Annotated in this window: 21 protein-coding genes; 6 read left to right on the top strand and 15 right to left on the bottom strand. The window is 70.7% G+C overall.

All coding sequences use genetic code 11. The features are described from left to right. Nucleotides 1-34: 34 nt before the first annotated feature. The 3 genes from Q0D75_RS13945 to Q0D75_RS13955 are packed head-to-tail and all read right to left on the bottom strand — an operon-like array spanning nucleotide 35 to nucleotide 4292. Nucleotides 35-2008, bottom strand: coding sequence for a hydantoinase B/oxoprolinase family protein (locus Q0D75_RS13945; RefSeq protein WP_291054431.1), 1974 nt, complete (start codon nucleotides 2006-2008; stop codon nucleotides 35-37). Further along, the gene (locus Q0D75_RS13950) at nucleotides 2005-4041 is read right to left on the bottom strand and encodes a hydantoinase/oxoprolinase family protein (protein ID WP_291054434.1); all 2037 of its coding nucleotides are present in this window, start codon (nucleotides 4039-4041) and stop codon (nucleotides 2005-2007) included. Before Q0D75_RS13950 ends, Q0D75_RS13945 begins: the two co-directional genes overlap by 4 nt. Then, the gene (locus Q0D75_RS13955; protein WP_291054437.1) at nucleotides 4038-4292 is read right to left on the bottom strand and encodes a hypothetical protein; all 255 of its coding nucleotides are present in this window, start codon (nucleotides 4290-4292) and stop codon (nucleotides 4038-4040) included. Before Q0D75_RS13955 ends, Q0D75_RS13950 begins: the two co-directional genes overlap by 4 nt. Before the next feature lie 100 nt (nucleotides 4293-4392). Here Q0D75_RS13955 and Q0D75_RS13960 point away from each other — a divergent pair, with 100 nt between their 5' ends. Continuing rightward, entirely contained in the window at nucleotides 4393-5238 is an 846-nt protein-coding gene (locus tag Q0D75_RS13960; RefSeq protein WP_291054440.1) for an SDR family NAD(P)-dependent oxidoreductase, read from the top strand. A gap of 26 nt (nucleotides 5239-5264) precedes the next feature. Here the strand turns inward: Q0D75_RS13960 and Q0D75_RS13965 are convergent, their stop codons facing one another. Continuing rightward, nucleotides 5265-6395 (bottom strand): flavin reductase, encoded by a 1131-nt coding sequence (locus Q0D75_RS13965; RefSeq protein WP_291054443.1) that lies wholly within the window; start codon nucleotides 6393-6395, stop codon nucleotides 5265-5267. A 157-nt stretch (nucleotides 6396-6552) separates the two neighbouring features. On the opposite strand from Q0D75_RS13965, the gene Q0D75_RS13970 reads away from it, so the two are divergent. From Q0D75_RS13970 to Q0D75_RS13980, 3 genes are read left to right on the top strand one after another with little or no spacing between them, the layout of a single operon-like run. Next, entirely contained in the window at nucleotides 6553-6951 is a 399-nt protein-coding gene (locus Q0D75_RS13970) for a cupin domain-containing protein (RefSeq protein WP_291054446.1), read from the top strand. Between the two features lie 12 nt (nucleotides 6952-6963). After that, a complete protein-coding gene (locus Q0D75_RS13975; protein WP_291054449.1) occupies nucleotides 6964-8550 on the top strand; it encodes an FAD-binding oxidoreductase in 1587 nt (528 codons plus the stop codon). 36 nt (nucleotides 8551-8586) lie between these two features. Further along, nucleotides 8587-9192 (top strand): phosphoribosylanthranilate isomerase, encoded by a 606-nt coding sequence (locus Q0D75_RS13980; RefSeq protein ID WP_291054452.1) that lies wholly within the window; start codon nucleotides 8587-8589, stop codon nucleotides 9190-9192. Between the two features lie 39 nt (nucleotides 9193-9231). On the opposite strand, the gene Q0D75_RS13985 is transcribed toward Q0D75_RS13980, so the two are convergent. The 11 genes from Q0D75_RS13985 to Q0D75_RS14035 all read right to left on the bottom strand — a co-directional run bounded on the left by Q0D75_RS13985 (nucleotide 9232) and on the right by Q0D75_RS14035 (nucleotide 19913). Next, nucleotides 9232-10359, bottom strand: coding sequence for a zinc-binding dehydrogenase (locus tag Q0D75_RS13985; protein WP_291054455.1), 1128 nt, complete (start codon nucleotides 10357-10359; stop codon nucleotides 9232-9234). Further along, nucleotides 10356-11174, bottom strand: a complete 819-nt coding sequence (locus tag Q0D75_RS13990; RefSeq protein ID WP_291054458.1) for an SDR family NAD(P)-dependent oxidoreductase — start codon at nucleotides 11172-11174, stop codon at nucleotides 10356-10358. The genes Q0D75_RS13985 and Q0D75_RS13990 overlap by 4 nt, the downstream gene beginning before the upstream one ends. 25 nt (nucleotides 11175-11199) lie before the next feature. Beyond that, nucleotides 11200-12582: an FAD-binding oxidoreductase gene (locus Q0D75_RS13995; RefSeq protein WP_291054461.1), complete on the bottom strand. Its 1383-nt coding sequence runs from the start codon at nucleotides 12580-12582 to the stop codon at nucleotides 11200-11202. A 52-nt stretch (nucleotides 12583-12634) separates the two neighbouring features. Continuing rightward, nucleotides 12635-14200, bottom strand: a complete 1566-nt coding sequence (locus tag Q0D75_RS14000; RefSeq protein WP_291054464.1) for an FAD-binding oxidoreductase — start codon at nucleotides 14198-14200, stop codon at nucleotides 12635-12637. After that, nucleotides 14197-14952, bottom strand: coding sequence for a carboxymuconolactone decarboxylase family protein (locus Q0D75_RS14005; RefSeq protein WP_291054467.1), 756 nt, complete (start codon nucleotides 14950-14952; stop codon nucleotides 14197-14199). The genes Q0D75_RS14000 and Q0D75_RS14005 overlap by 4 nt, the downstream gene beginning before the upstream one ends. Continuing rightward, nucleotides 14949-15845, bottom strand: coding sequence for an NAD(P)-dependent oxidoreductase (locus Q0D75_RS14010; protein ID WP_291054470.1), 897 nt, complete (start codon nucleotides 15843-15845; stop codon nucleotides 14949-14951). Before Q0D75_RS14010 ends, Q0D75_RS14005 begins: the two co-directional genes overlap by 4 nt. After that, nucleotides 15842-16264, bottom strand: coding sequence for a carboxymuconolactone decarboxylase family protein (locus Q0D75_RS14015; RefSeq protein WP_291054473.1), 423 nt, complete (start codon nucleotides 16262-16264; stop codon nucleotides 15842-15844). Before Q0D75_RS14015 ends, Q0D75_RS14010 begins: the two co-directional genes overlap by 4 nt. A gap of 4 nt (nucleotides 16265-16268) precedes the next feature. Further along, entirely contained in the window at nucleotides 16269-17204 is a 936-nt protein-coding gene (locus Q0D75_RS14020) for an NAD(P)-dependent oxidoreductase (protein WP_291054476.1), read from the bottom strand. A 1-nt stretch (nucleotide 17205) separates the two neighbouring features. After that, nucleotides 17206-18018 carry an N-acyl homoserine lactonase family protein gene (locus Q0D75_RS14025; protein WP_291054479.1) on the bottom strand — a complete coding sequence of 271 codons (813 nt, stop codon included), beginning with the start codon at nucleotides 18016-18018 and terminating at the stop codon, nucleotides 17206-17208. A 14-nt stretch (nucleotides 18019-18032) separates the two neighbouring features. Continuing rightward, entirely contained in the window at nucleotides 18033-18962 is a 930-nt protein-coding gene (locus Q0D75_RS14030) for an NAD(P)H-binding protein (protein ID WP_291054483.1), read from the bottom strand. 99 nt (nucleotides 18963-19061) lie between these two features. Then, nucleotides 19062-19913 carry an SDR family oxidoreductase gene (locus Q0D75_RS14035; protein ID WP_291054486.1) on the bottom strand — a complete coding sequence of 284 codons (852 nt, stop codon included), beginning with the start codon at nucleotides 19911-19913 and terminating at the stop codon, nucleotides 19062-19064. Between the two features lie 193 nt (nucleotides 19914-20106). Here Q0D75_RS14035 and Q0D75_RS14040 point away from each other — a divergent pair, with 193 nt between their 5' ends. Both Q0D75_RS14040 and Q0D75_RS14045 read left to right on the top strand, forming a co-directional pair. Next, nucleotides 20107-20826 (top strand): GntR family transcriptional regulator, encoded by a 720-nt coding sequence (locus tag Q0D75_RS14040; RefSeq protein ID WP_291054489.1) that lies wholly within the window; start codon nucleotides 20107-20109, stop codon nucleotides 20824-20826. A gap of 162 nt (nucleotides 20827-20988) precedes the next feature. After that, nucleotides 20989-21932 (top strand): ABC transporter substrate-binding protein (locus Q0D75_RS14045; protein WP_291054492.1); only part of this gene is annotated, 944 nt, incomplete at its 3' end.

The following is a 21932-nucleotide window of genomic DNA, read 5'->3' on the forward strand; positions in this document are numbered from 1 at the left end:
ACGAACACCAGAGGCAATTCGTCACGAATGTGCATCAGGGCTTTACAGCACGCAAACGCTCTCGGAGGGCCGCCGTCGCCGCCGTTTCCAGCACCAGTCCTTCGGGATCCTCGTGCGGATCGCCGCTCACGACGACGCCGTACAGTCGCGCTGCACCCTCGATCGTGACGTACTCGTCGCGCACGTCGCGCAGCACCCGCTCGGGTTCGCGCTCCAGCGGGTCGCCCCAGCCGCCGGCGCCGTTGGTGATGTAACGCAGCACCGACTGTCGCACGCTCGTGTTGGCGCCGGAGAAGGGGTAGATGTACTCACCGTCGGGCGACGGCGTGTTGCTGGCGGGGTCGATCACACCGGCCCACGGGACGCCGCGACCGAACGCCTCGGAGTCCGTTCCCGGCACCACGGCGTCTCCGCCCTCGCCGGGCGGGAAGATCCACACCCCGCCGTTCACGCCGTGGCCGCCACCGTGCACGCCGAACCCGGTCACCGACTTGTGCCGCAGCTCGATGATGGAGTGGGCGGCATCCGTCAGCCACAGGGTGTCGCGCAGCATCGCGTTGCCGCCGCGGTGGAATCCCGGGCCCGCCGTGTCGGGCACCGGCTCGTGGCGCAGCATCACCACCGGGCTCTCCTTCTCGATCGCCTCCACCGAGGGGGCGACGCCGTTGGCGAGGTAGCTCATGCACTGCGTGTCGGCATCCCCGTGCCGGTTCGCCCCGAACGGGCCGATCTCGCCGCCGCACTGCATGGCCGACACCCAGGGGGTGCCGTCCGGATGCGCGCCGAAGGCGGTGTGCAGATTGGTGCCGGCGCGGTCGCCCGCGATGGCCCGTTCGCCGAGCGCCTTCTCGAGCGCGATCAGCACGGTGGCGAGGATGACCTGGCTCTGCTCGAAGTAGAGGAACACCGCCCCGTCCGGCGGGAGCGCCGACACCACGGTGCCCTCGGGGATCACGATGTCGATGTTGCGGAAGAGTCCCGAGTTGAAGCGGCCGCGCGGATCGAAGTTGTACTTCAGGGCCACCCCGATGGCGGTCTTCACCTCCCAGACGGTCGCGTTGATGGAGCTGCGGGCCTGCCGGTGGGTGCCGGAGAAGTCCACCTCGATGCGGTCGCCGCGCTTGCGGATCGCCACGTGCACCGGGTAGCTCTCGGTGTCGTCCACGCCGTCGCAGTCGACGCCGTGCTCGGCCTCCCAGTCGCCGTCGGGCAGCTCGGCCATGCCGAGCGCCATCCGTTCGGCCGCGGCATCCGTGGCGTACCGCATCGAGCCGTGGAAGGCCTGCAGGCCGTAGCGCTCGATCGACTCCTGCACCAGGCGCTCGCCCAGTTCGAGGCTCGAGCAGACCGTGAGCATGTCGGGGTAGAGCACCTCGGCCATCCGCACGTTGTCGAAGATCACGTTCCAGGTCTCGGGAACGTTCACGCCGCCCTGCACCAGCAGCCGCGGCGAGAGCACGAGCCCGTTCTCGAACACGTTCTGCTTGGTGGCGCTGAAGCCGCCGGGCACCGTGCCGCCCATGTCGAGCTGGTGGGCGTTGAGGGTCACGAAGGCCACCAGCGTCCCGTCGACGAAGACAGGACGGGTGAACACCAGGTCGTTGTTGTGGTTGCCCGTGCGGTACGGGTCGTTGGCGATCAGCACGTCGCCGGGGTTCAGCCGCCCCACGCCGAACTCCTGCACCATGGTGGGCACCGCGTCGATGGTGGTGCCCGCCATCAGCACGATGCCGTTGCTCGCGGCCGGCACCGGGTAACCGAGCTCCGGCGGCCCCGCGATGGTGCAGGCGAGGTCGTAGAAGTCGCGCAGCACCGGGGAGAAGGCGCCGGTGAGCAGGCGCGCGCTCATGTGCTCGACGAGGTAGTCGAAGCGGTTGCCGAGCACGGTGGCGGTGTAGCGGTCGCAGCCGTAGTGCGCGGCGAAGGCGGCCTCGTCGAGGTCGCGGATGAGGCGGCGACCGGTGGCCGCGGTGGGGACGGTCGCCTGGGTGGGGGCGGTGATGCTCATGCGTCGCTCCTGGAGGTGATGATCAGCTCGCCGCAGCGGCCGACGACGGCCTGCTGGCCGGCGGGGACGAAGGTGGTGCTCAGCTCCTCGCGGATGACGGCGGGGCCGGTGACCGTGGCCCCCGCGGTGAGCGCCGAGCGGGTGAACCACTCCGCCTCCACCGGCTCGGGCGTGAGGAAGCTCAGCGTCGAGGTGCCCTCGGGCACGGCCGGGAACGGCTCGACGGCGGGCGCCGGCGTGTAGTCCACCTTCTCGGAGGGCACGACGAGCTCGACCCGGTAGGTGACGCCCTCCACGGGGAAGGCGTCGAAGCGGTTGCCGTTGCGGCGCTCGTAGGTGTCGTGGAACCCGGCCACCACGCCCTGGATGCTCTCCGCCGTGATCGGCCCCTCGGGCACCGCCACGAAGGGGGTCTCCCAGCTCTGGCCCACCAGGCGCCCGTCGAAGCTGCGCCGCACCGGCAGGCCGTCGGCCGCGGAGCCGAGCCGCTCGCGCAGCTTCTGCTCCATCCGCCGGTAGACCGCGTCGATGCCCTCGGCGCTCTCCGCGCCGAACACCACGTAGGCGCTCTCCGCCTCGTAGTACACCTGGTCGGTGGAGAGCAGGCCGATCGCCGAGAAGAGGCCGGGATGCGGCGGGATCACCACCTCGGCGAGCGGCAGCAGCTCCAGCGCCGCCGGCAGCAGCATCCCGCCCGCGGCGCCGTAGGCCATCAGGCTGAAATCGCGGATGTCGACGCCGTGCCGCACGGCCACGTTGAGGATCTCCTCCGCCATGTGCGCCACGGCGAGCCGGTACGCCGTGCGCACCCGCTCCTCGAACGGCACCGGGGTCTCCAGCGACTCGAAGGCGCGCACGGCGGCGTCCCGGTCGAGCTCGAACTCTCCGCCGGCGAAGCCCGCGGGGTCGAGGATGCCGATCAGCAGCGCGGCATCCGTCACCGTCGGCCGGATGCCCCCGCGGCCGTAGCAGGCCGGACCCGGATCGGCGCCGGCACTGCCCGGGCCCACCAGGAGGCCGCCCGACGACGACACCGTGACGAGGCTGCCGCCACCCGCGCCCACGCTGGACACCTCGGTGGAGAGGGCGTTGATGATGAGGTCGTGCTCGATCTCGAAGGTGTTCTGCACGAAAGGCGCGCCGTCGACGATGATCGAGACGTCGGTAGAGGTGCCGCCCACGTCGGCGCAGAGCAGGTCGCGGCGGCCGATCGCGGCCCCCAGATGCCCGCTGGACACGGTGCCCGCCGCCGGCCCGGCGAACAGGATGCGGAACGGCCGTTCGAGCGCCTCCTCCCACGGCAGCAGATTGGCCGCGCAGTCGGCGAAGTTGAGCTGCCCGCGGAAGCCGAGCTCGCCGAGGTCGGTGTGCAGCTGCCCCGCGTACTCGCTGAACAGGAGCTTCATCACCACGTCGACGACGGTGGTGGAGGCCCGCTCGTACTCCTTGGCCAGCGGCGAGGTGGCGGAGGAGATCGACACCTCGACCTCGTCGCCGAGCTCCTCGCGCACCAATTCACGCAGGCGCTGCTCGTGCCGGTCGTCGATGTAGGCGTTGATCAGGCAGATCGCGATGCCGGCCACTCCGCAGCGGCCGAGGATGCCGATCTCGTGCCGGGCCTGCTGCTCGTCGAGCTCCACGAGGGTGCCGCCGTCGGCGGTGGTGCGCTGCACGATGCCGCGGCGCAGGTAGCGCGGCACCAGCGGGCGGGCGGCGTCGCCGAATGTGCGGCGCCAGGACGGATCGGTCTGCGCGCTGAGCGGGCGGTGCACCGAGCCGCGGTCGAGCACGTCGCGGAAGCCCTCGGTGGTGAGCAGCCCCACCTTGGGCAGCCGGCGCTCGAGCACGGCGTTCAGGCCCATCGTGCTGGCGTGGTTGAACACCGCGCTGCCGTCGACGCCCAGCCGTCGCGCGCCCTCCACCACGGATCCGGCCGGGTCGGTGCGGCTGCTCGGCACCTTGGTGACCTCAACCCGCCCGTCGCGGATCGAGACCACGTCGGTGAAGGTTCCGCCCACGTCGACGCCGATCATCGCGCGGCCCCGTCCGCGGGAGCACCCGTGGGGACCGTGGTGCCCAGCGGCACGAAGGAGCCGAGCGGGGGTGCGGGCGTGCGTTCGAGCGAGGCGAGGCAGTCCTGGCACTTGACGGCCGTCCACCAGCCGCCCTCGCTCAGCACGCGGTAGCGGCGCACGTCGCTGCTGCCGCATTCGGGACAGGATGCCTGCACCTCGGGCCGCTCCACGTGGAGCCGCTCGGATCGCGGTCGGGGGAAAGTGTGCACGAGAGATCTCTCCTTCGAAATCTGTGGCGGCGGCCGTGACTTTCGTCTACGGTCGGCTTCATTGTTGTACGACGATCTGACGATTACAAGCGAAAGGGCGATGATGCCTGAAAGAGACGAGCCCCGACGAGACGAGAGCACCGCCGTCCTGGTCGGCCGCACCGAGGTGGAGACGTACGGCGCCCGCCGCTTCGCGGAACGGGTGGCACTGGTCACCGGCGCCGCCTCCGGCATCGGCCGGGCGGTGGCGGAGCGCTTCGTGGCCGAGGGCGCTCGGGTCTACGCCCTCGACCTCTCGGCCGAGGCGCTCGAGGCCGTCTGGGCCGGCGTCGACGCCGTCACCCCGCTGGCCGTCGACGTGGGCGACAGCGCCCAGGTGGATGCGGCGTTCGAGCGGGTGCGCAGCGAGCACGGCCGCCTCGACGCCCTGGTGACCGCGGCCGGCATCTCGGATGCGCCGTGGCGGCTGCGCGAGAACAACAGCGATCCCGAGCCCGCCACGATCGACGACGCCGCCTGGGACCTCGTCATCCGGGTGAACCTCACCGGTACCTTCTACTGCGTGCGTGCGGGCCTCGCCCTGCTGCGGCAGAACGGCGAGCGCGGCGGCGCGGTGGTCACGATCTCCAGCGTGGGAGCGCTCGCGCCGTACCCGCTGGCGGCCGCCTACCCCGCCTCCAAGGCCGGGGTGCTCGGGATGACCCGGGCCGTCGCCGCCCTCGTGGGCGGCGAGAACATCCGCGTCAACTCGGTGGCGCCGGCCGCCACCCGCACCTCGATGCTGCCCGACGACGAGGAGCTGCTGGCCACGATGGTGGCGCTGCAGCCCATTCCGCGGGTCGTGCCGGCCTCCGAGATGGCGGCGACCATCGTCTACCTCTGCAGCCAGGAGGCCCAGTTCATCACCGGCCAGACCGTGAACGTCAACGGCGGCATGGTGATGTGACTCCCGCGGCGGCCGCGGCGCCACGGTCACGAGGCCGAAGCCGCGGCCGCCCGGGTCTCCTGGGGCCGGCGGGCATGCGCCGTGAGCGTGCGCAGCACGAGCTCCACGTCGCCCGCCTCGTAGCCCTCGACGATGGTGCGGTGGTCCTCGTGCAGCTGGCCGGTGGCCCGGGTCGACTGGCTGATGGAGCGCTGCTCCATCGCCGGCAGCCGCAGCCCCTTGTAGGTCTCCATCAGGATGGTGCTCCCGGCCAGGCTCACGAGGTATTCGTGGAAGGCCGCGTTGGCGCGGATCCAGCCCGCGGGGTCGCCGAACTGCCCGTCCACGCTGTGCGCCAGGGTCACCTCGAGCAGCCGGCGCAGTTCGGCCAGCTGCTCGGTGTCGAGCGAGCCGACGGTCTGCGCCGCCGCCCCGATCTCGATCGCCAGCTTCGCCGCGTAGTAGTCGAAGATCACCTGGTCGGGCACGGGCTCCACCTCGAAGGTGGCCCCGGTGCGGCGCACCAGCCCCTCGCCCACCAGCGCCACCAGCGCCTGGTAGCTGCGGCCCACCTCGATCTCCAGCTCGGCGGCGATCGACTCGGCGTCCAGCGGCACGGCCACGTCGGAGACGGTGCCCACCACGTAGTCGCGCACGGCGTGCAGCGCGGCGGCATCCGGAGCCGTCTCCATGCGCCCGAACGAGCCGCGGAAGTAGGCCAGCGGGTTGCCGGGGGTGGATGCGACGTTGACCACCCGCGCCAGGAACACGTAATGCGTGCCGCCGCGCACCGTCTCGTCGACCACGCACTCGAAGTGCGCGATGCTGCCGGAGATCAGCGGCGCGCCGGTGCGTCCGCGCTCGAAGGCGATCGAGGCGAACTTGTCCGGCGCCTTGCTGGCGAAGCGCTGCGCGATCGGCGCCGAGTCCTCGGCCAGCACGTTCACGGCGAAGGCGCCCGTCTTCACGATCGCCTGCGCGGTGGTGGAGGTGACGTTCAGGCAGATCAGCAGGCTCGGCGGCTCGTCCGAGAGCGAGCTCACCGCGCTCGCGGCCGCACCGAGGTCTTCACCGTCGATGCGGGTGGTGATGACGGTCACGCCGCTCGCGAACCGCCCCATGACGTCGCGGAACTCGCCCTTGCTCGGCCCGTCCGCTGTGATGTCGACCTCGGTCATGTCCCGCCCCTTTGCGCTGACTGCCCACGGGAGAAGCGCCGCGGGTGAGCCGATGCTAGCATTTAGTTACAACAGCTACAACTATTTACGGCGGGCCCCTCGGCCCCTATAGTTTTGTCTGACAATCTGGACGACGAAGTTCACGGAAGAGAGCAGCATGCGCATCATCTCGGGCCGATCCGGCGCCAAATCCATCACCGCGACCGGCACCTTCACGGGCCAGGTGCTGCAGGATCCGGTGATCACCGATCGCAGCGACGTGAAGATCAACACGGTGCTGTTCACCCCCTGCTCGCGCACCTACTGGCACCACCACTCCGGCGGCCAGATCCTGCAGGTGTTCCGCGGCAAGGGCTACGTCTGCGGTGCCGACGGCACACCGCGGGTGATCACCGAGGGCGACACCGTCTGGATCGAGCCCGGCGAGCGGCACTGGCACGGCGGCACCGCCGAGTCGCTGCTCGGCCACACCGCCATCACGCTCGGCGACACCGAGTGGCTCGAGGAGGTCTCCGACGACGAGTACGCCGCGGCGGCCGACGCCGAGAACGCCTGAGCGGAGCATCCGATGCCCTCCCGCACACCCGAACCCGCCGTGCTCACCGACGCCGCCCGCGACGAGCTGATCGCCCTCGTCGGCCGCGACGCCCTGCTGCTCACCGAGGAGGAGCGGGACACCTTCCGCGACCCCTACTGGTTCCATGACGACCGCCGCTACGACTCCTCGGCCGTGGTGTTCCCCACCTCGGTGGAGCAGGTGCAGGAGATCGTGCGCATCGCCGGCCGGCACGACCTGCCCGTGTGGACCTCCTCGCAGGGACGCAACAACGGCTACGGCGGCCCCTCGCCCCGGGTGGCGGGCTCGCTGCTGATCAGCCTGCGCGAGATGAACCGCATCCTGCACATCGACACCGAGCTGGCCTACGCCGTGGTGGAGCCGGGCGTGCGCTGGCTCGACCTGCACGCCGCTCTGCACGAGTTGGGCGACGAGCTGATGCTCTCGGTGCCCGACATCGGCTGGGGCTCGATCATCGGCAACTCGCTCGACAACGGGATGACGTACCTGCCGCTCGGCACCGACTTCCAGGCCCCGACGGGCATGGAGGTGGTGCTGGCCGACGGATCGCTGCTGCGCACCGGCATGGGCGCCATCCCCGAGTCGAAGTCGTGGCACGTCTACAAGCGCGGCCTCGGCCCGACGCTGGATCCGCTGTTCACGCAGTCGAACTACGGCATCGTCACCCGGATGGGCGTGTGGCTGATGCGCCGCCCGCGCGAGTACGCGCCGCTCTACCTCTCGGTGCCGCGCGACCATCAGCTCGCACAGGCGATCGACATCATCCGGGAGCTCCGGCTCGACGGCGTCATCCGGGGCGTGCCGAACCTGCAGAACCTGATCACCATGGGCACCCAGTTCCCCGAGCACATGGGCATGTTCCCGGGGGCCGACGCCACCTGGTCGGAGGAGAGGCTCGACGGGCTCGCGGATGCCACGGGCATCGGCCGCTGGGGCGTGCGCACGGCCCTCTGGGGAGACGGCCCCGTGATCGAGCACCACCTCGCCCGTATCAAGGAGGCCTGGTCGGCCATCGAGGGCTCGCGGATCGACGAGCTCGGCCGCTTCACGAAAGAGAACTGGGGCGAGATCTCCACCTTCATGCAGAAGATCTCGGCCGGCATCCCCACGATGGAGATGATGGAGCAGATGCCCGACTGGGTAGGGCACGTGGGCTTCTCGCCGATCGTGCCACTCAAGGGCTCCGAGGTCGTCGAGGTGGTGGAGCGGATCAAGGCGCGCGTGATCGAGCGCACCGGCACCAACTTCGTCTGCGCCATCTTCCCCACCAACGACCGCAGCGCCATGATCGTCAGTTCGGTGAGCTTCGACCGCACCAACGAGGCGGATGTGGCGCGCACCTTCGAGACGGTGAAGATGCTGATCGAGGAGGTGGCCGAGCTCGGCTACGGCGAGTACCGCGCGCACCTGGACTTCATGGATCTGGCCTCGGAGCAGTACTCCTTCGGCGACCATGCCTACCGCCGCTTCACCCAGGCCATCAAAGACGCGGTCGACCCGAAGGGCATCCTCTCCCCCGGCCGGCACGGCGTGTGGCCCCTGAAGTACCGCGACGGCGACGGCCCCTCCTACGTCTGACGGAGCCGGATGAACGGGAGCGTTAAGCTCGCCTGCATGAACTCGACACCAATCCTGGTCAAGATCTGCGGCCTTCGCACAGCGTCCGACGTCGACGTGGCGGTCGGCTCGGGCGCGGATGCCGTCGGCTTCGTCATCGCCGAGAAGAGCCCTCGATTCGTCGACGCCGAGACCGCGCGTCGGCTCGTCGAACACGTCGCCGGGCGGGCGACCACCGTGGTGGTGACCAAAGGCCTGAGCCCGGAGGATGCTGTCGCCGCGGCGGTCGCCGCATCCTGCGACGTGCTGCAGGTGCATGGATTCGATCGGCCCGAGGTCGAGCGCGCCGTCGCGCTCTTCCCGAGGGTGTGGAGAGCGACCGCGCTCGGCGACGGTGACGTCGGATCGTGGGGCGAAGAACTGCTGCTGATCGATTCACCCCGACCCGGATCCGGTGAGCGCTGGGACCTCGGCGCCTTGCACGACCATCGCCCGGGCGGCCGCTGGGTGCTGGCGGGCGGGCTCGACCCCACGAACGTCCGTCACGCGATCGTCACGGCGCGACCGTCCGGTGTCGACGTCTCGAGCGGCGTCGAATCGGCCCCGGGAGTCAAGGACGACGACCTCGTCAGAGCCTTCGTGTCGGAAGCCCGTTTCCGCTAGAACCCCGGCAGCGAACGCTCCGGCCGGACCGGCAGCCGGTCAGTGGTCGAAGACCACGATTCCGCAGACGTCGTCGTAGGTGGCGGAGCGGTCGCGAGCGAGGTCGAGCTCGTCGATCGCGTAGGTGCGGGTGAGGATGGGCGCGGGGTCGAGCAGGCCCCGCTCGAGCAAGCCGGCGTAGCGCTGCAGGTCGCTCTTCATGTGCACCTGCCCGTTCTGCGAGCTCAGGATGCGGCGGCTCTGTAGGGCCGTCTCCACCTGGGGCAGGGGCAGGGTGGCGCCGCCGATCTCGAAACCGGTGAGCACCGTGCGGCCGCCACGGCGGGAGGACTGCACGGCGAAGCTCTGCGCCAGGGCGGGGCCCGCGGCCTCGAGCACGACGTCGGCGCCGCGACCGCCCGTGGCGGCGCGCACCGCGGCGAGCGCCGAGGCGGCACCCTCGGTGTCGCCCGCGGATCCCGGGTCGATCAGCACGTCGGCGCCGAGCTCGCCCGCGAGGGCGCGACGGCCGTCGTGCGGCTCGACCACGACGACGGTTCCGGCCCCGGCGAGCCGGGCGGCCTGCAGCATCCACAGGCCGAGGTGGCCGGCGCCCACGATGGCCACCGACTCGCCGGGCTGCACCCGGGCGACGTTGAACACCGAGCCGACGCCCGTGGTGATGCCGCAGCCGAGCATCGAGAGCACGTCGGAGGGCAGGTCGGACTCGATCGGGAACACCTGGTTGCCCGAGATCGACATGTACTGGGCGTAGCCGCCCACGCAGCCGGCGCAGGAGATCGGTGCGCCGTCGTCGCCCCGGGCGATGTCGGGGTAGATGCCGCCGAGGTCGAAGAGCTCGCCGCACTGCCAGGGCTCGCCGATGGCGCAGTAGTAGCACTGACCGCACTCGGGGGTGCCCGGTACCACCACGCGCTGGCCGACCCGGATGCCCTGCACCGCCGATCCGATCTCCACGACCTCGCCGATCGAGGCGTGGCCGAGGATAGTGGGCGGGATCTTGTAGAGCAGCCCCTTCCAGTTCTTCACATCCGTGGAGCAGAACGGGCTGGCGTGGGTTTTCACCACCACGCGGCCGGGATCCAGGGGCAGCAGCTCGACCTCCTCGATCGAGAACGGCTGCTTGATGGTGCGCAGCACGCCCGCGGCACCCCGCCAGGTGTTCATGCGGAGGCCCCGTCCACCGGGTACTTCACGAAGGCGTCCTCGATGGCCTGATGCCGCTCCTCCACGATGTTCCACCAGTCCGGATGCGTGAGCGCATACAGGTCGTCGTTGCGGATGGCCCGGGTCACGATCGCGCCCGCCTCGATCGGGTCGATCCAGCGGAGCCCTGCGGCCACCCCCTCGGAGATGTCGACGTCGGCGAGCGCCCCGGCGAGGCCCTCGGGCCGGTTGCGCAGGCTGTTCTTGATGTTCGTGCGCACGGTGCCGGGCGCGAGCAGGGTGACGTGCACCTTCGATCCGTCCTCCTCCAGCTCCAGCGCGAGCGACTCGGTGAGCGCCCGCACCCCGAACTTCGTGACGGAGTAGGCGCCGCCGCCGGCCATCGGCGCGAACGAGGCCATCGATCCGGTGTTCACGATGTGCCCGCCCTCCTCATTGGCCTGCAGCAGCGGCAGGAAGGTCGTCACCCCGTGGATGACCCCCCAGAGGTTCACGTCGACCAGCCACTTCCAGTCGCTGAGGGAGAGCTCCGCCACGCGGGCGAGCGGGCCGACACCGGCGTTGTTCACCACGATGTCCACCCGGCCGAAGCGCTCCAGCACGGCGGCGGCGAGCGCCTCGACGCTCGCGGGGTCGGTGACGTCGACCCGGATGCCCACGGCCCCGATCTCGGCGGCGGTGGCGTCGAGCGCATCCTGCTGCACGTCGGCGATCACCACCTCGGCGCCCTCGGCGATGAGCTGCTCGGCGATGCCGCGGCCGATGCCGGAGGCCCCTCCGGTGACGACGGCGACGCGCCCGCTGATGCTGGTCATGAAGTGCTCCTCTTATAAGGGGGTATCAATTGCCGAAGCCGAAGGTGCCGGCGGGGTCGTAGCGCTTGCGCACCCCGGCGAGCTTCGCGGCCGTGTCGGCGGGCCAGAGGCGCGCGAACACCTCGGGGCTCGGATGCCCCGCCCAGTTGTAGTTGATCTCGTCGTGTGAGTAGCCGGCCACCGCGTCGAACAGGGCCGGGCCGGCCACGGGCAGCGCCTGGTCGTTGAGGCCCGGGACGACGGCGGCGATCACGAGCAACGAGAACGCGGCGCCTCGCCCGCCGATGGCGTTGGGCGCCTTCGGGTCGCGGGCGACCGCGCCGCCGAGCAGCCGGGTCTCGACCGTGGCGAACGGCGACTCGGCCGATCCGCCCGCCTGCTCCAGGATGCGCTCCACGTAGTCCTGGTCGATGCGGTCGAGGAACTCGCCCCGCTCCCAGATCGGCAGCGGGCCGAACGGCTCGGCGTGGATCGAGCCGCACTCCGCGGTGGGCATGACGCCCACGCCGTCGAGGTACACCGGAGCCGCCTCCCGCAGCGGCGCCAGCAGCGCCTCGCCGCGCTCGGCGAGCTGCGCGGCATCCGCCCCCGTCTCCACGTAGGCGAAGCGCACGTGCGCGAGGGTGCGGCCGGCCAGCGGCTCGGGCACGCCTTCGGGCGGCAGGCGCAGGATGGCGATGGAGGTGTTGGCCGACTCGGGCAGCGTCTCGGCCCAGTCCAGCCAGGCGCGGTGCACCGTGTCGATGTGCTCCTGGGCGAAGAAGAGGCCGCCGCCGTAGATCTCGGGCAGGTCGAGCACCGCGAGGGTGAGCCGGGTCACGACACCCAGACCGACCTTGCCGCCCTTCAGCGCCCAGAACAGCTCGGGCTCACTCTCGGCCGAGGCCACCACCACGCTGCCGTCGCCGATCACCACCCGGAACGCGACAGCCCGGTCGGCGGCCCAGCCGAGCGTGCGGCTGAGCGGTCCCACGCCGCCGCCGAGCACGAGGCCCACGGCGCCGACGCTCGGCGACGATCCGGTCACCGCGGCGAGGCCGTGCTCGCCCAGGCGCGGCAGGATGTCCATCCAGCGTGCGCCCGCACCGATGGTGACGGTGAGGGCGGAGGCGTCGATGTCGATCGAGTCCAGCCGGCGGGTGTGGATGAGCACACCACCGTCGACCCCGCGGTAGGATCCGTGGCCGGTGGCCTGCACCACCACTTCGAGGCCGTGCGCGGCGGCGAAGCGCACCGCCGTCTGCACGTCGGCCTCGTCCTGCGCCCCCACGACCAGGTCGGGCCGCATCGGCGAGAGCGAGTTGAAGCCGTCGATCTCGGCCTGGTAGCCCTCGTCGCCGCGCTCGAACAGCGGGCCGGAGAGGGCGGAACGGAAGGCGGTGAGGTCCGCCTCGGCGATCGGGGGCATCGTTGCTCCTTGGGGACGGCGTCGGATGGATGGGGCCGGGTGGGGTCGGGGCTCAGGGGGTGCGGCGGTTCGCGGGCCAGATGCCGTGCCGGCCCGGCGAGAGGATGCCCTCGGGATCGACGGCGTCCTTGATCCGCTCCACGAAGCGGCGGTAGGCGTGATCGCCGAAGGAGTACTCGGCCGAGGCCTCCTCCATGAAGTCGAGGTGGGCGCGGTACTCGCCGTAGCCGAGCTCACCCACCGCGCGGATCATCGTCTTCACGGTGGCGTAGGCGTTGCGGGTCGCCTCGTCGTCGGCGGTGTCGAAGCCGAAGCCGCTCACCACGAGGGCGCTCCGGTCGCTCGCCACGCAGATGCCCGCGAGGAAACTCGCTCCCGTGTCGCGGGTCACGATCTGCTCGAGCGTGTCCACCACGGCGCGCATCTCCGAGCCCACCAGCGGCACGGCGGGCGAGAAGCCCACGTGCCCGAAGTCGGGCGGCATCGACTCGAGCATGTCGAGGTTCGGGATGCCGGCCTGCACCTTGTCGGCGAAGTGTTCGATCTGGTCCCACTCGTCGCGCAGGAAGGTGCGGTGGTGGTCGATCCGGGCGCCCTCGATGGCCGACCAGGCCTCACGGATCTTCTCGACCTGCCGGGCCACCACCACCTCGTCGCCCCAGACCGCCGTGCGCATGCCCCAGCGGCCGACGCCCGAGACGTCGGCGAGCTCGTCGAGCTGCTCGGGGCCGAGGGTGCCGCCCGCCTGCATCTGCCCGAGCAGCTCGGGGAAGTGCGAGGCGAGGGTGAGCGTGTTCTGCATCACGGGCACCCCGCGGATGACGCCGTCCAGGCGGAGCTCCCGCAGGATGTCGATGGCCTGCTCGAGCTGGTGGTCGCGCGGCACGGTGAGGAAGAGAGGTGCGTAGGCCTCGGGCTTGCGCATCAGCCAGTAGCCCATCGAGGTGACGATGCCGAAGGTCGACTGCACGAACAGCGGGTCGAGCACCGGCCCGAGGCCGCGCTTGTAGGCGTGCCAGGCCTTGGAGTTCGGAATGCCGCCCATGCCGGTGCGCAGCAGCGAGCCGTCGGCGAGCACCACCTCCATGCCGGTAGGGGCCTGGAAGTCGGTGCCGAGCGGCAGGTAGGTGACACCGCTGTCGAGCGAGTTGCCGACGACGGAGCCCCAGCCGAGGTCGGGCACCGAGACCAGCAGGTCGTCGTGACCGGCCTCGGCGATGGCCGCGTGCAGATCCATCCAGCTCACGCCGGGCTCCACCACGGCGTAGGCCAGCTGGGCGTTGATCTCGAGCACCCGGTTCATCCGGCGCAGGCTCACCAGAACGGATCCGGCCACCCGCGGGGAGGGGCCGCCGTAGCCGTTGTTGCGGCCCTGCGACGAGACCCAGAGCGGCACGCCGAGCTCGGCCGCGATGCGCACCACGGCCTGCACCTCTTCGGTGCTCGCGGGGTAGAGCACGGCGGAGGAGTCGTAGGTGCGGTCGCCCTTGATCCAGTACGGATCGGCGTACTCGTCGCGGCCGGCGCGGTCGGTGACGACGGCCTCGTCGCCGAGCTCCTCGCGGAAGCGGCTCACCGCTTCGTCGCTCAGCACATAGGGGGTGGCATCCGGGGTCATGAGAGCTTCCTCGCTTCGTCGACGAGCAGCGGCGCCGCCTCGAAGACGCCGTGGATGCCCAGGGTGGCGGCGATCTCCATCACCTCGACGATCTCGGCGGCGGAGGCGCCGTAGCGCACCGCGTTCTCGATGTGCAGGCGGAGACCCGAGGTGTAGAGGTGGGTGGCGGCGGTGTCGAAGGCGATGTACATGAACTCCTTCACCTTCGGCTCGAGCGGCCCGCTCACCCACGGCACCGAGGAGAACTCGGTGTAAGCGTCGAAGAACTCGGGGGCGAGCTCGAGGATCTCGTCCCAGAACGCGTGCCAGTAGCCGCGCTTCTCGGTGAACTCCGCCTTGAGCTTCTCCTGGTAGCCGTCGAGGGCGGCGGCCTCGGTGCGCAGCCCCTCCTGCTCGAGCACGTCGACGAGGATGGGCACGCCGATGTTCATCGAGTGGATGCCGAGGGTGGCGCAGCACTCCAGCACCTCCATCACCTCGGCGGGGGTGGCGCCGGCCTGCAGGGCCCGACGGATGTGGCCGCGCACGGGAGGCAGGTACAGGTGGGTGGAGTTCGCGGCCACGGCGAGGCGCACGAAGTGCTGCACCTTCTCGGGCAGCGCGCCCACCTTCGCCGGCACCGCGGCGAGCTTGGAGTAGGCGGCCAGGAACTCGGGGTCCAGGTCGAGCACGGCCTGGGTGCCGCCGTCCCACTCGCCGTGGGCGGCTTCGTACTCGCGGCGGATCTCGGCCTTGCGGGCGTCGTCGGTCATTCCGCGCTCCCCTCCTTCTCCTGAGCGCGCAGCCAGCGCGCCACCTCGGTGTGGTCGGCCGCGGGGCCGAGATCCTCGCTCGCGGTGCTCCAGTGCGCCACGGCCTGGTCGCTCAGGGTGTGCGGCACGCCCAGGCTCTCGGCGAGGCCGGTGGCGATGCGCATGTCCTTCAGCATGAGGCTCAGGCCGAAGCCGGAGTCGTAGGTCTCTCCCACGATGAAGTTCGGCCACTTGAGCTGCGTCGAGCCGCTCCGGCCGCTGGAGGTGTTGATGGCGTCGAGCATCACGGTGGGGTCCAGGCCGAACTCGATGCCGGTGAGCATCGCCTCGCTGGTGACCCAGAGGTGCGCGGCCGACATCAGGTTGTTGATGGCCTTCAGCGCGTGGCCGGCCCCGATCGGGCCCACCAGCGCGGGCTTGCCGAGCACCTCGAGCACCCCGCGGGCCTCGTCGAGGTCGCTCTCTGCGCCGCCCACCATGATGGTGAGCGTGCCGGCGACGGCTCCCTTGACGCCGCCGGAGACCGGCGCGTCGATCAGCCGCGATCCGGCTGCCTGCACGACCTCGGCCAACGCCCGGGTGCGCAGCGGCTCCGACGAGCTCATGTCCACGAACAGCGTGCCCGGGCGGGCCTGGGCGAGAACGCCGCTCTCGCCCGTGAGCACCGCCTCGACGATCGCGGAGTTCGGCAGCATCAGGATGACCAGGTCGGCCTCGGCCACCACGGCACCCGCGGAGTCGGCGGTCTCGCCGCCGGCCGCCTCGAGGCGCTCGCGCGCCGCGGGGGCGAGATCGAAGCCGCGCACCGGATAGCCGGCCGCCACCAGGCGCTCCGACATCGGGCTGCCCATGTTGCCAAGGCCCACGAAGGCCACGGTCATCGCGTCGCTCACAGTTCGCCGGCCTCCTTCATCTCGGTGATCTTGGCCTCCGCCACCCGGAACGACTCCAGCGCAGCGGGCACGCCCACGTACACGGCGGTCTGCATCAGCGTGGACTGGATCTCGGGAATGGTCACGCCGTTGCGGATGGCGCCGCGCACGTGCACGCCGAGTTCGTGCGAACGGTTGAGGGCGGTGAGCATCACCAGGTTGAGCAGGCTCCGGGTGCGGCGGTCGATGCCGTCGTCGGTCCACACCGCGCCCCAGCAGTACTCGGTCACGAGCTCCTGGATGGGGCGGGAGAACTCGGTCACCTGGCCGAGCGAGCGGTCGACGTGCTCGGCCCCGAGCACCTCGCGGCGCACCGCGAGGCCCGCCTCGTAGGTCTCGCGGCGCGTGTCGTCGCGCGTCGTCTTCTCCTGGTCGGTCATGGTCTCAGTCCTTCGTGTCGGTGGGTCGTGCCGCGCCGTCGCCGGCCGGATCGGGATCGTGCAGGCGCACATGGCCCGAGACGTCCCCGATCGCATCGACGACGGTGTTGCTGATCTGGTCGGCGTAGCCGAGTGCCTGGGCGAGTCCGAAGCTCGCCAGCGGGCCCGAGGAGTTGGGCGAGGCGACCCCGAGCTCGTGCAGGTGGTCGACGTAGAGCACCACGTCCTTCATCATGAGCGCGTTGGTGAGGCCGCCCTTGAGGTAGTCGCCCGTGATGATCTTGGGAAAGCGGTTGAGGGTGGCGAAGTTCACGCCCGAGCTGGCGTTCAGCACGTCCAGCACCGTGGCGAGGTCGAGCCCCGCCTTCTTGGCCGCCACCATCACCTCGGCCGTGGCCGAGAGGGCGATGGCGTTGAGGAAGTTGTTGAGCAGCTTCGTGCTGTGCCCCGCCCCGGAGGCGCCCATGTGGAACACCTTCGTGGCGAAGTGCGCGAGCACGGGCTGCACCCGTTCCAGCGCCGCCGCGTCGCCGCCCACCATGAGAGTGAGCGCCCCCTTCTCGGCCGCGGCCGCGCCGCCCGAGATGCCGGCGTCGAGGTAGGCGATGCCCTGTTCGGCGAGCCGCTCGTGGATGCGCTGGGTCGAGGAGGGGGCGGCGGTGCTGAGGTCGACGACGACGGATCCGGATGCGAGGGAGGAGAGGAACGCCGCATCCTGCAGCACCACCTTCTCCACCACCTTGCTGTCGGGCAGCGACAGGAAGACGACGTCGCTCTGCGCCGCCACCTCCGCCGACGAGCCCAGCGGGATCGCGCCGGCGGACTCCACCGCGGCACGCTGCATGTCGAAGCCGTGCACCTCGACGCCCGCGTCGACGATGCAGCGGGTCATCCGGCCGCCCATGTTGCCGAGGCCGATGAAGCCGATCCGATCGGTCATGTCAGGTGTCCTTCCCAGGCGAGCCGATGGTGGCGGCGATCCCGGCGAGCGGGCCGTCCTGCACCGGGGTGAAGCGATTGAGGGTGTCGGGGTCGTGGCCGCAGACGAGGTGTTCGACCCCGCCGGCCAGCAGTTCGTGGATGCGGTCGAAGCCCGCGTACATCTTCGGCAGGTCGGCCACGAAGGCGAACGGCATGTCGTCCTCGAGCTCCTCGTAGTAGTGCACGGCGTCGGAGGCGAGCAGCACGCGGCCCTCGGCGGTGTCGATCAGGGCGATGGCCTGGCCCGGGGTGTGGCCTCCCACCTCGAGCAGTTCGATGCCCGGCGCCACCTCGTAGCGGCCGGAGAAGGCGGTGACCCGGCCCTCGTCCAGCGCCGCGCGCAGGGCGTCGATCTCCTCCGGTTCGGTCGACCAGCGGAACTGCCGGCGCGTGCCCATCTGCGAGAGCCAGAAGTCCAGCTCGGCCTGAGCGATCACGATCCGCGCGTTCGGGAACGCGGCCAGGTTCCCGATGTGGTCGTAGTGCGCGTGGGTGACCACGAGGGTGTGCTCGGCCTGCATGTCGATGCCGAGCGCGGCGTAGATGTCGGCGATCCGGGCCACGAAGCTGCGGTTGCGGTTGGCCCCGCCCTGCTCGGAGAACCCGGTGTCGAACAGCACGGTGCGCTCGGCGTTGCGGGCCAGCCAGACGAAGTAGTCCATGTCGATGGGGCCGTCGGGCTCGCCGTGCAGGTGGTAGTTGAGGTACACCTCGGCGCGGTGGCCGTGCCGAGTGCCGTACTTCACGATGGTGAACTCGTACGGGTCGTCCATTCCGGCATCCTCGCTCATGCGGCGGGCTCCGGCACGGGCGGCCAGCCGGCACGTCGTTCGAGCATGAGCTCGCGCAGGGCGCGCGGCGGGCGGCCGGTGAAGCGCTCGACCACATCGGTGAGGCGGCCCAGATGGCCGGCGCGGATCATCCGGCCGAAGGTCACCATGCCGTCGCTGGCCCAGGGCACGGGCGAGTTCGAGAAGTCGCCGGTGGCGTCGCGCGGCACGCCGAGTGCGTCCCACATGGCGTACATCTCGTCGTCGGTGAGGTCGACGATCTCGATCGGCGCCCCGCTCAGCTCGGCGATCATCTCGCCCACCTCGCGGTAGGTCAGCAGTTCGGGGCCGGTGACGTCGTAGGCCGTGTCGGGCTCGCCTTCGCCGAGCAGCACCCGGGCGGCCACCTCGGCCACGTCGGCGCGGGCCACGAAGCCCACCCGACCCTCGCCGGCGTTGCCGATGCTCCGGCCCGAGGTGATGGCGATGGCCGCCTGGTTCTCGGCCATCGCATCCGCGTACTGGTTGTTGCGCAGGATGTTCCAGCCCAGGCGGCTGCCGAGGATCAGAGCCTCGGTGACCTTGTGATCGGCCACCTCCACCGAGTTGACCTCGGGCCGCTCCGTGCCGATGAAGGAGGTGTAGACGATGTGCTGCACCCCAGCCTCGACCGCGGCCTCGACGGCGTTGCGGTGCTGCCGCTGGCGGCTGGGGCCCGCCTCCATGGCCGAGACCAGGAACAGGCGTTCACCGCCGCGGAACGCCTCGACCAGCGCGTCGCGGTCTTCGTAGTCGGCCCGGCGGGCGTCGACGCCGCGTGCGCGCCAGCGTTCGAGCGTCTGCTCGTCGCGACTGGTGACGATGATCTCGGCCGGATCGACCTCCCCGAGGAGGTGCTCGGCGACGGCGGACGAGACGAAGCCGCCTACGCCGGTGACGATGTACATGCGGTTTCTCCTTTGAAACGGCCGGGCCGCGATGTGGCCCTCGGTCCCATGCTGACGCACGGATTGTATGATGTCAATATCGTATGACAATCTGCTCGATCAGGAACCCGCAGCCAGTCCGGCGCCGAAGGCCTGCACGAGCTCGGCGTCCACCGGGGCGGTGTCCCACAGGCCCGCGCCGCCACCGTAGCGGTTGGTGTTCTGCACGCTCGCGCCCCCGTCCACCGAGAGCACCGCTCCGGTGATGTAGGAGGCGTCCTCGCTCAGCAGGAAGGCCACGGCCGCCGCCACCTCGTCGGGCTCGCCCGCACGGCGGAGAGGCGAGGTGCTCGCGCGCTTCTTCATGTCCTGGATGCCGGCCTCGCCGAAGATCGGGGTGGGCACGATGCCCGGCGCCACGCCGTTCACGCGCACCCCGATCGGGCCTGCGTACACGGCGGCGCCGTGCACGAGGCCGATCACGCCGTGCTTGGAGGTGGTGTACGCGAGCAGGTCGGCCGCGCCGCGCAGACTCGCGATCGAGGCCGTGACCACCACCGAACCGGTGGTGCCGGTGGCCACGAAGTGCCGCAGCGCGGCGCGGGTGCCGAGGAACGGGCCGCGCAGGTTCACGGCCATCACCGCATCCCACTCGTCCACCGCCGCATCCGTGAGCTGCACGCCCGGCTTGCCGGCGATGCCCGCGTTCAGGTGGTGCAGGTCGGCGGAGCCGAAGGTCTGGATGGCCGCCTCGAGGTAGGCGTCGACACCCGCCTCGGTGGAGACATCCGCCCCCACCCCGATGGCCTCCCCCTCGAGCGCGTCGGCCGCGGCCTTCGCACGGTCGCCGTCGAGATCGACGACCACCAGCTTCGCACCCGCCTCCGAGAGGCGCTGCACGACGGCCGATCCGATGCCGCCGACGCCTCCGGTCACGATCGCGACCTTGCCGTCGATTCCTGCGTACGTCATCGTGCCGCCTTCCGTCCGGCCACTGCGGGCCGCTCCGGGTGGCCGGACGCGCCGTCGCGTCCCGTCACTCACCTCAGATTGTCTGACAGTAATATATTGCCGATCGGATTGCACCACTTGCAACCCCGGCGCTCCCGCCTCCGACGCACGGCCCCTGTATGATCGGCACACATCATGCCGTAAGGGAGTCACGATGACCGCTCCGAACACCCTCTCCGAAGCCTGGACGAGCGCCCATGTCGACCGGGTCGCCGCGCCACTGCGCGAACAGGTGATCGCGGCCCTGCGCGCCGCCATCCTCGACTTCACCCTTCGCCCCGGCCAGCGCCTGGTGGAGCGTGAGCTGATCGAGCAGCTCGGCGTCTCCCGCACCACCATCCGCGAGGCCCTGCGCGAGCTCACCAGTGAGGGACTCGTGACAGTCGTGCCCCAGCGCGGCGCCATCGTGAGCGCCCCGTCGCTGCCCGAGGCAGAAGACCTCTACGAGATCCGCGCCGTGCTCGAGTCGGTTCTGGTAGAGCGCTTCGTCGAGCGCGCCAGCGACGAGCAGCTCGCGCGGCTGCACGACGCCGTCGAGCACTTCGCCGTCACCACGGCGGGCAGCCACGAGATCCGGGTCATCCTCGACGCCAAGGACTACCTCTACGAGGTGCTGATCGAGGGCGCCGCGAGCCCGGCGCTGAAGAACATCATCGAAGGCATCCAGGCGCGCGTGCGCATCCTGCGCGCCACCTCGATGGGCGAGCCGGGCCGTGCCGAAGAAGCCGCCGCCGAGCTCCGGGCGATGGCCGCGGCCGCGCAGAAGCGCGATGCGAAGAAGGCCGCGCAGCTGTGCGCCACGCACGTCCGCAACGCCTCCAAAACCGCCCTCAAGCACCTCCGCCTCGCCGAAAAGGGCACCGCCGCCCCCTAGCCTCGCGCCGATCGTCGAGAAGTCGCAAATGGCCCCTATTCCCTGTGGATAGGGGCCATTTTCGACTTCTGGATCGGGACGGGGAGGGGTTGACCATTCAGGGTGACCATCATATTGTCGGACAAACACGATGATCAGTGACTCAATGGAGAGGTAGTCATCATGCCCGCACGCACCCCGCACCTTTCGGCCCGGCGACGCGCGCTCGGAGGCGCACTCGCCCTGGCCTTCGCCGCATCGCTCGCGGCCTGCTCGGCCGGTGGCGCCGGAGGCTCGGCCGGATCCGGTGACCCGGTCGCCGAACTCACCCCCGGCGACCCGAACGCCCCGGAGACCACCGAGGTCAAACTCACCGGCATCAAGGGTCCCGGCACCATCCCGCTGCAGTACGCCGCCGACCAGACCGCCGCCGACTACGGGCTCACCATCGAACCCTACTTCGTGGACAACAGCGGCGTGGCCGTGACCTCCGTGATCTCGGGCGACGCCGCGGCCGCCAACACCAGCTACTTCGGCGTGATCGACGCCATCAAGCAGGGCCTGGACCTCGTGGTGATCGCCGAGGGCTGGGCCAGCACGCCGGGCACCGGATCGCTCGAGGCCCTGCCGAGCTCGGGCATCACCGAGCTCGCCGACCTCGAGGGCAAGACCGTCAACGTCATCTCGCTCAGCAGCAGCCACGCCATCAAGCTGCGCAACACCATGCTGCAGGAGGGGCTGGATCCGGATGCCGTGAAGTGGGTCGAGCTGCCCTACGGCGAGGTGGCCGCGGCCCTCGAGCAGGGCACGATCGACGCCTCGAGCGCCGTCGGCCCCACCCTCGCCGCCGTGCGCGGGCTCGGCAGCGTGACCGTGTTCGACTACGGATCGGGTGAGTACGAGGGCATGGCCGAGTCGGGCTGGGTGGCCTCCCGCGCCTTCGCGGAGAAGAACCCCAACACGATCGCCGCCATCCAGTGCTCGATCTTCGGCGCCCAGGGCGCCCTCGCCGCCGACCGCGCCGAGTTCGAGACCCAGTTCTCCTCCTTCCTCGGCGCCCCCGCCGCGGTGGCCGCCGCCGAGGTGATGCTCGACTACCAGAGCGAGAACCGCCTCGAGGACATCCA

It is taken from the genome of Herbiconiux sp., from assembly GCF_023264855.1.
GTDB lineage: Bacteria > Actinomycetota > Actinomycetes > Actinomycetales > Microbacteriaceae > Herbiconiux.

Excerpts from the sequence above, each read along its gene's own strand:
- Q0D75_RS13950 (WP_291054434.1), bottom strand. The coding sequence starts at position 4,041 with ATGATCGGCGTCGACGTGGGCGGAACCTTCACCGACGTGGTCTCGATC.
- Q0D75_RS14005 (WP_291054467.1), bottom strand. The coding sequence starts at position 14,952 with ATGACCGACGACGCCCGCAAGGCCGAGATCCGCCGCGAGTACGAAGCC.
- Q0D75_RS13960 (WP_291054440.1), top strand. The coding sequence starts at position 4,393 with ATGATGCCTGAAAGAGACGAGCCCCGACGAGACGAGAGCACCGCCGTC.
- Q0D75_RS13995 (WP_291054461.1), bottom strand. The coding sequence starts at position 12,582 with ATGCCCCCGATCGCCGAGGCGGACCTCACCGCCTTCCGTTCCGCCCTC.
- Q0D75_RS14040 (WP_291054489.1), top strand. The coding sequence starts at position 20,107 with ATGACCGCTCCGAACACCCTCTCCGAAGCCTGGACGAGCGCCCATGTC.
- Q0D75_RS14035 (WP_291054486.1), bottom strand. The coding sequence starts at position 19,913 with ATGACGTACGCAGGAATCGACGGCAAGGTCGCGATCGTGACCGGAGGC.
- Q0D75_RS13970 (WP_291054446.1), top strand. The coding sequence starts at position 6,553 with ATGCGCATCATCTCGGGCCGATCCGGCGCCAAATCCATCACCGCGACC.
- Q0D75_RS14025 (WP_291054479.1), bottom strand. The coding sequence starts at position 18,018 with ATGGACGACCCGTACGAGTTCACCATCGTGAAGTACGGCACTCGGCAC.
- Q0D75_RS13980 (WP_291054452.1), top strand. The coding sequence starts at position 8,587 with ATGAACTCGACACCAATCCTGGTCAAGATCTGCGGCCTTCGCACAGCG.
- Q0D75_RS13990 (WP_291054458.1), bottom strand. The coding sequence starts at position 11,174 with ATGACCAGCATCAGCGGGCGCGTCGCCGTCGTCACCGGAGGGGCCTCC.
- Q0D75_RS14020 (WP_291054476.1), bottom strand. The coding sequence starts at position 17,204 with ATGACCGATCGGATCGGCTTCATCGGCCTCGGCAACATGGGCGGCCGG.
- Q0D75_RS14030 (WP_291054483.1), bottom strand. The coding sequence starts at position 18,962 with ATGTACATCGTCACCGGCGTAGGCGGCTTCGTCTCGTCCGCCGTCGCC.
- Q0D75_RS13975 (WP_291054449.1), top strand. The coding sequence starts at position 6,964 with ATGCCCTCCCGCACACCCGAACCCGCCGTGCTCACCGACGCCGCCCGC.
- Q0D75_RS14015 (WP_291054473.1), bottom strand. The coding sequence starts at position 16,264 with ATGACCGACCAGGAGAAGACGACGCGCGACGACACGCGCCGCGAGACC.
- Q0D75_RS13985 (WP_291054455.1), bottom strand. The coding sequence starts at position 10,359 with ATGAACACCTGGCGGGGTGCCGCGGGCGTGCTGCGCACCATCAAGCAG.
- Q0D75_RS13945 (WP_291054431.1), bottom strand. The coding sequence starts at position 2,008 with ATGAGCATCACCGCCCCCACCCAGGCGACCGTCCCCACCGCGGCCACC.
- Q0D75_RS14000 (WP_291054464.1), bottom strand. The coding sequence starts at position 14,200 with ATGACCCCGGATGCCACCCCCTATGTGCTGAGCGACGAAGCGGTGAGC.
- Q0D75_RS13965 (WP_291054443.1), bottom strand. The coding sequence starts at position 6,395 with ATGACCGAGGTCGACATCACAGCGGACGGGCCGAGCAAGGGCGAGTTC.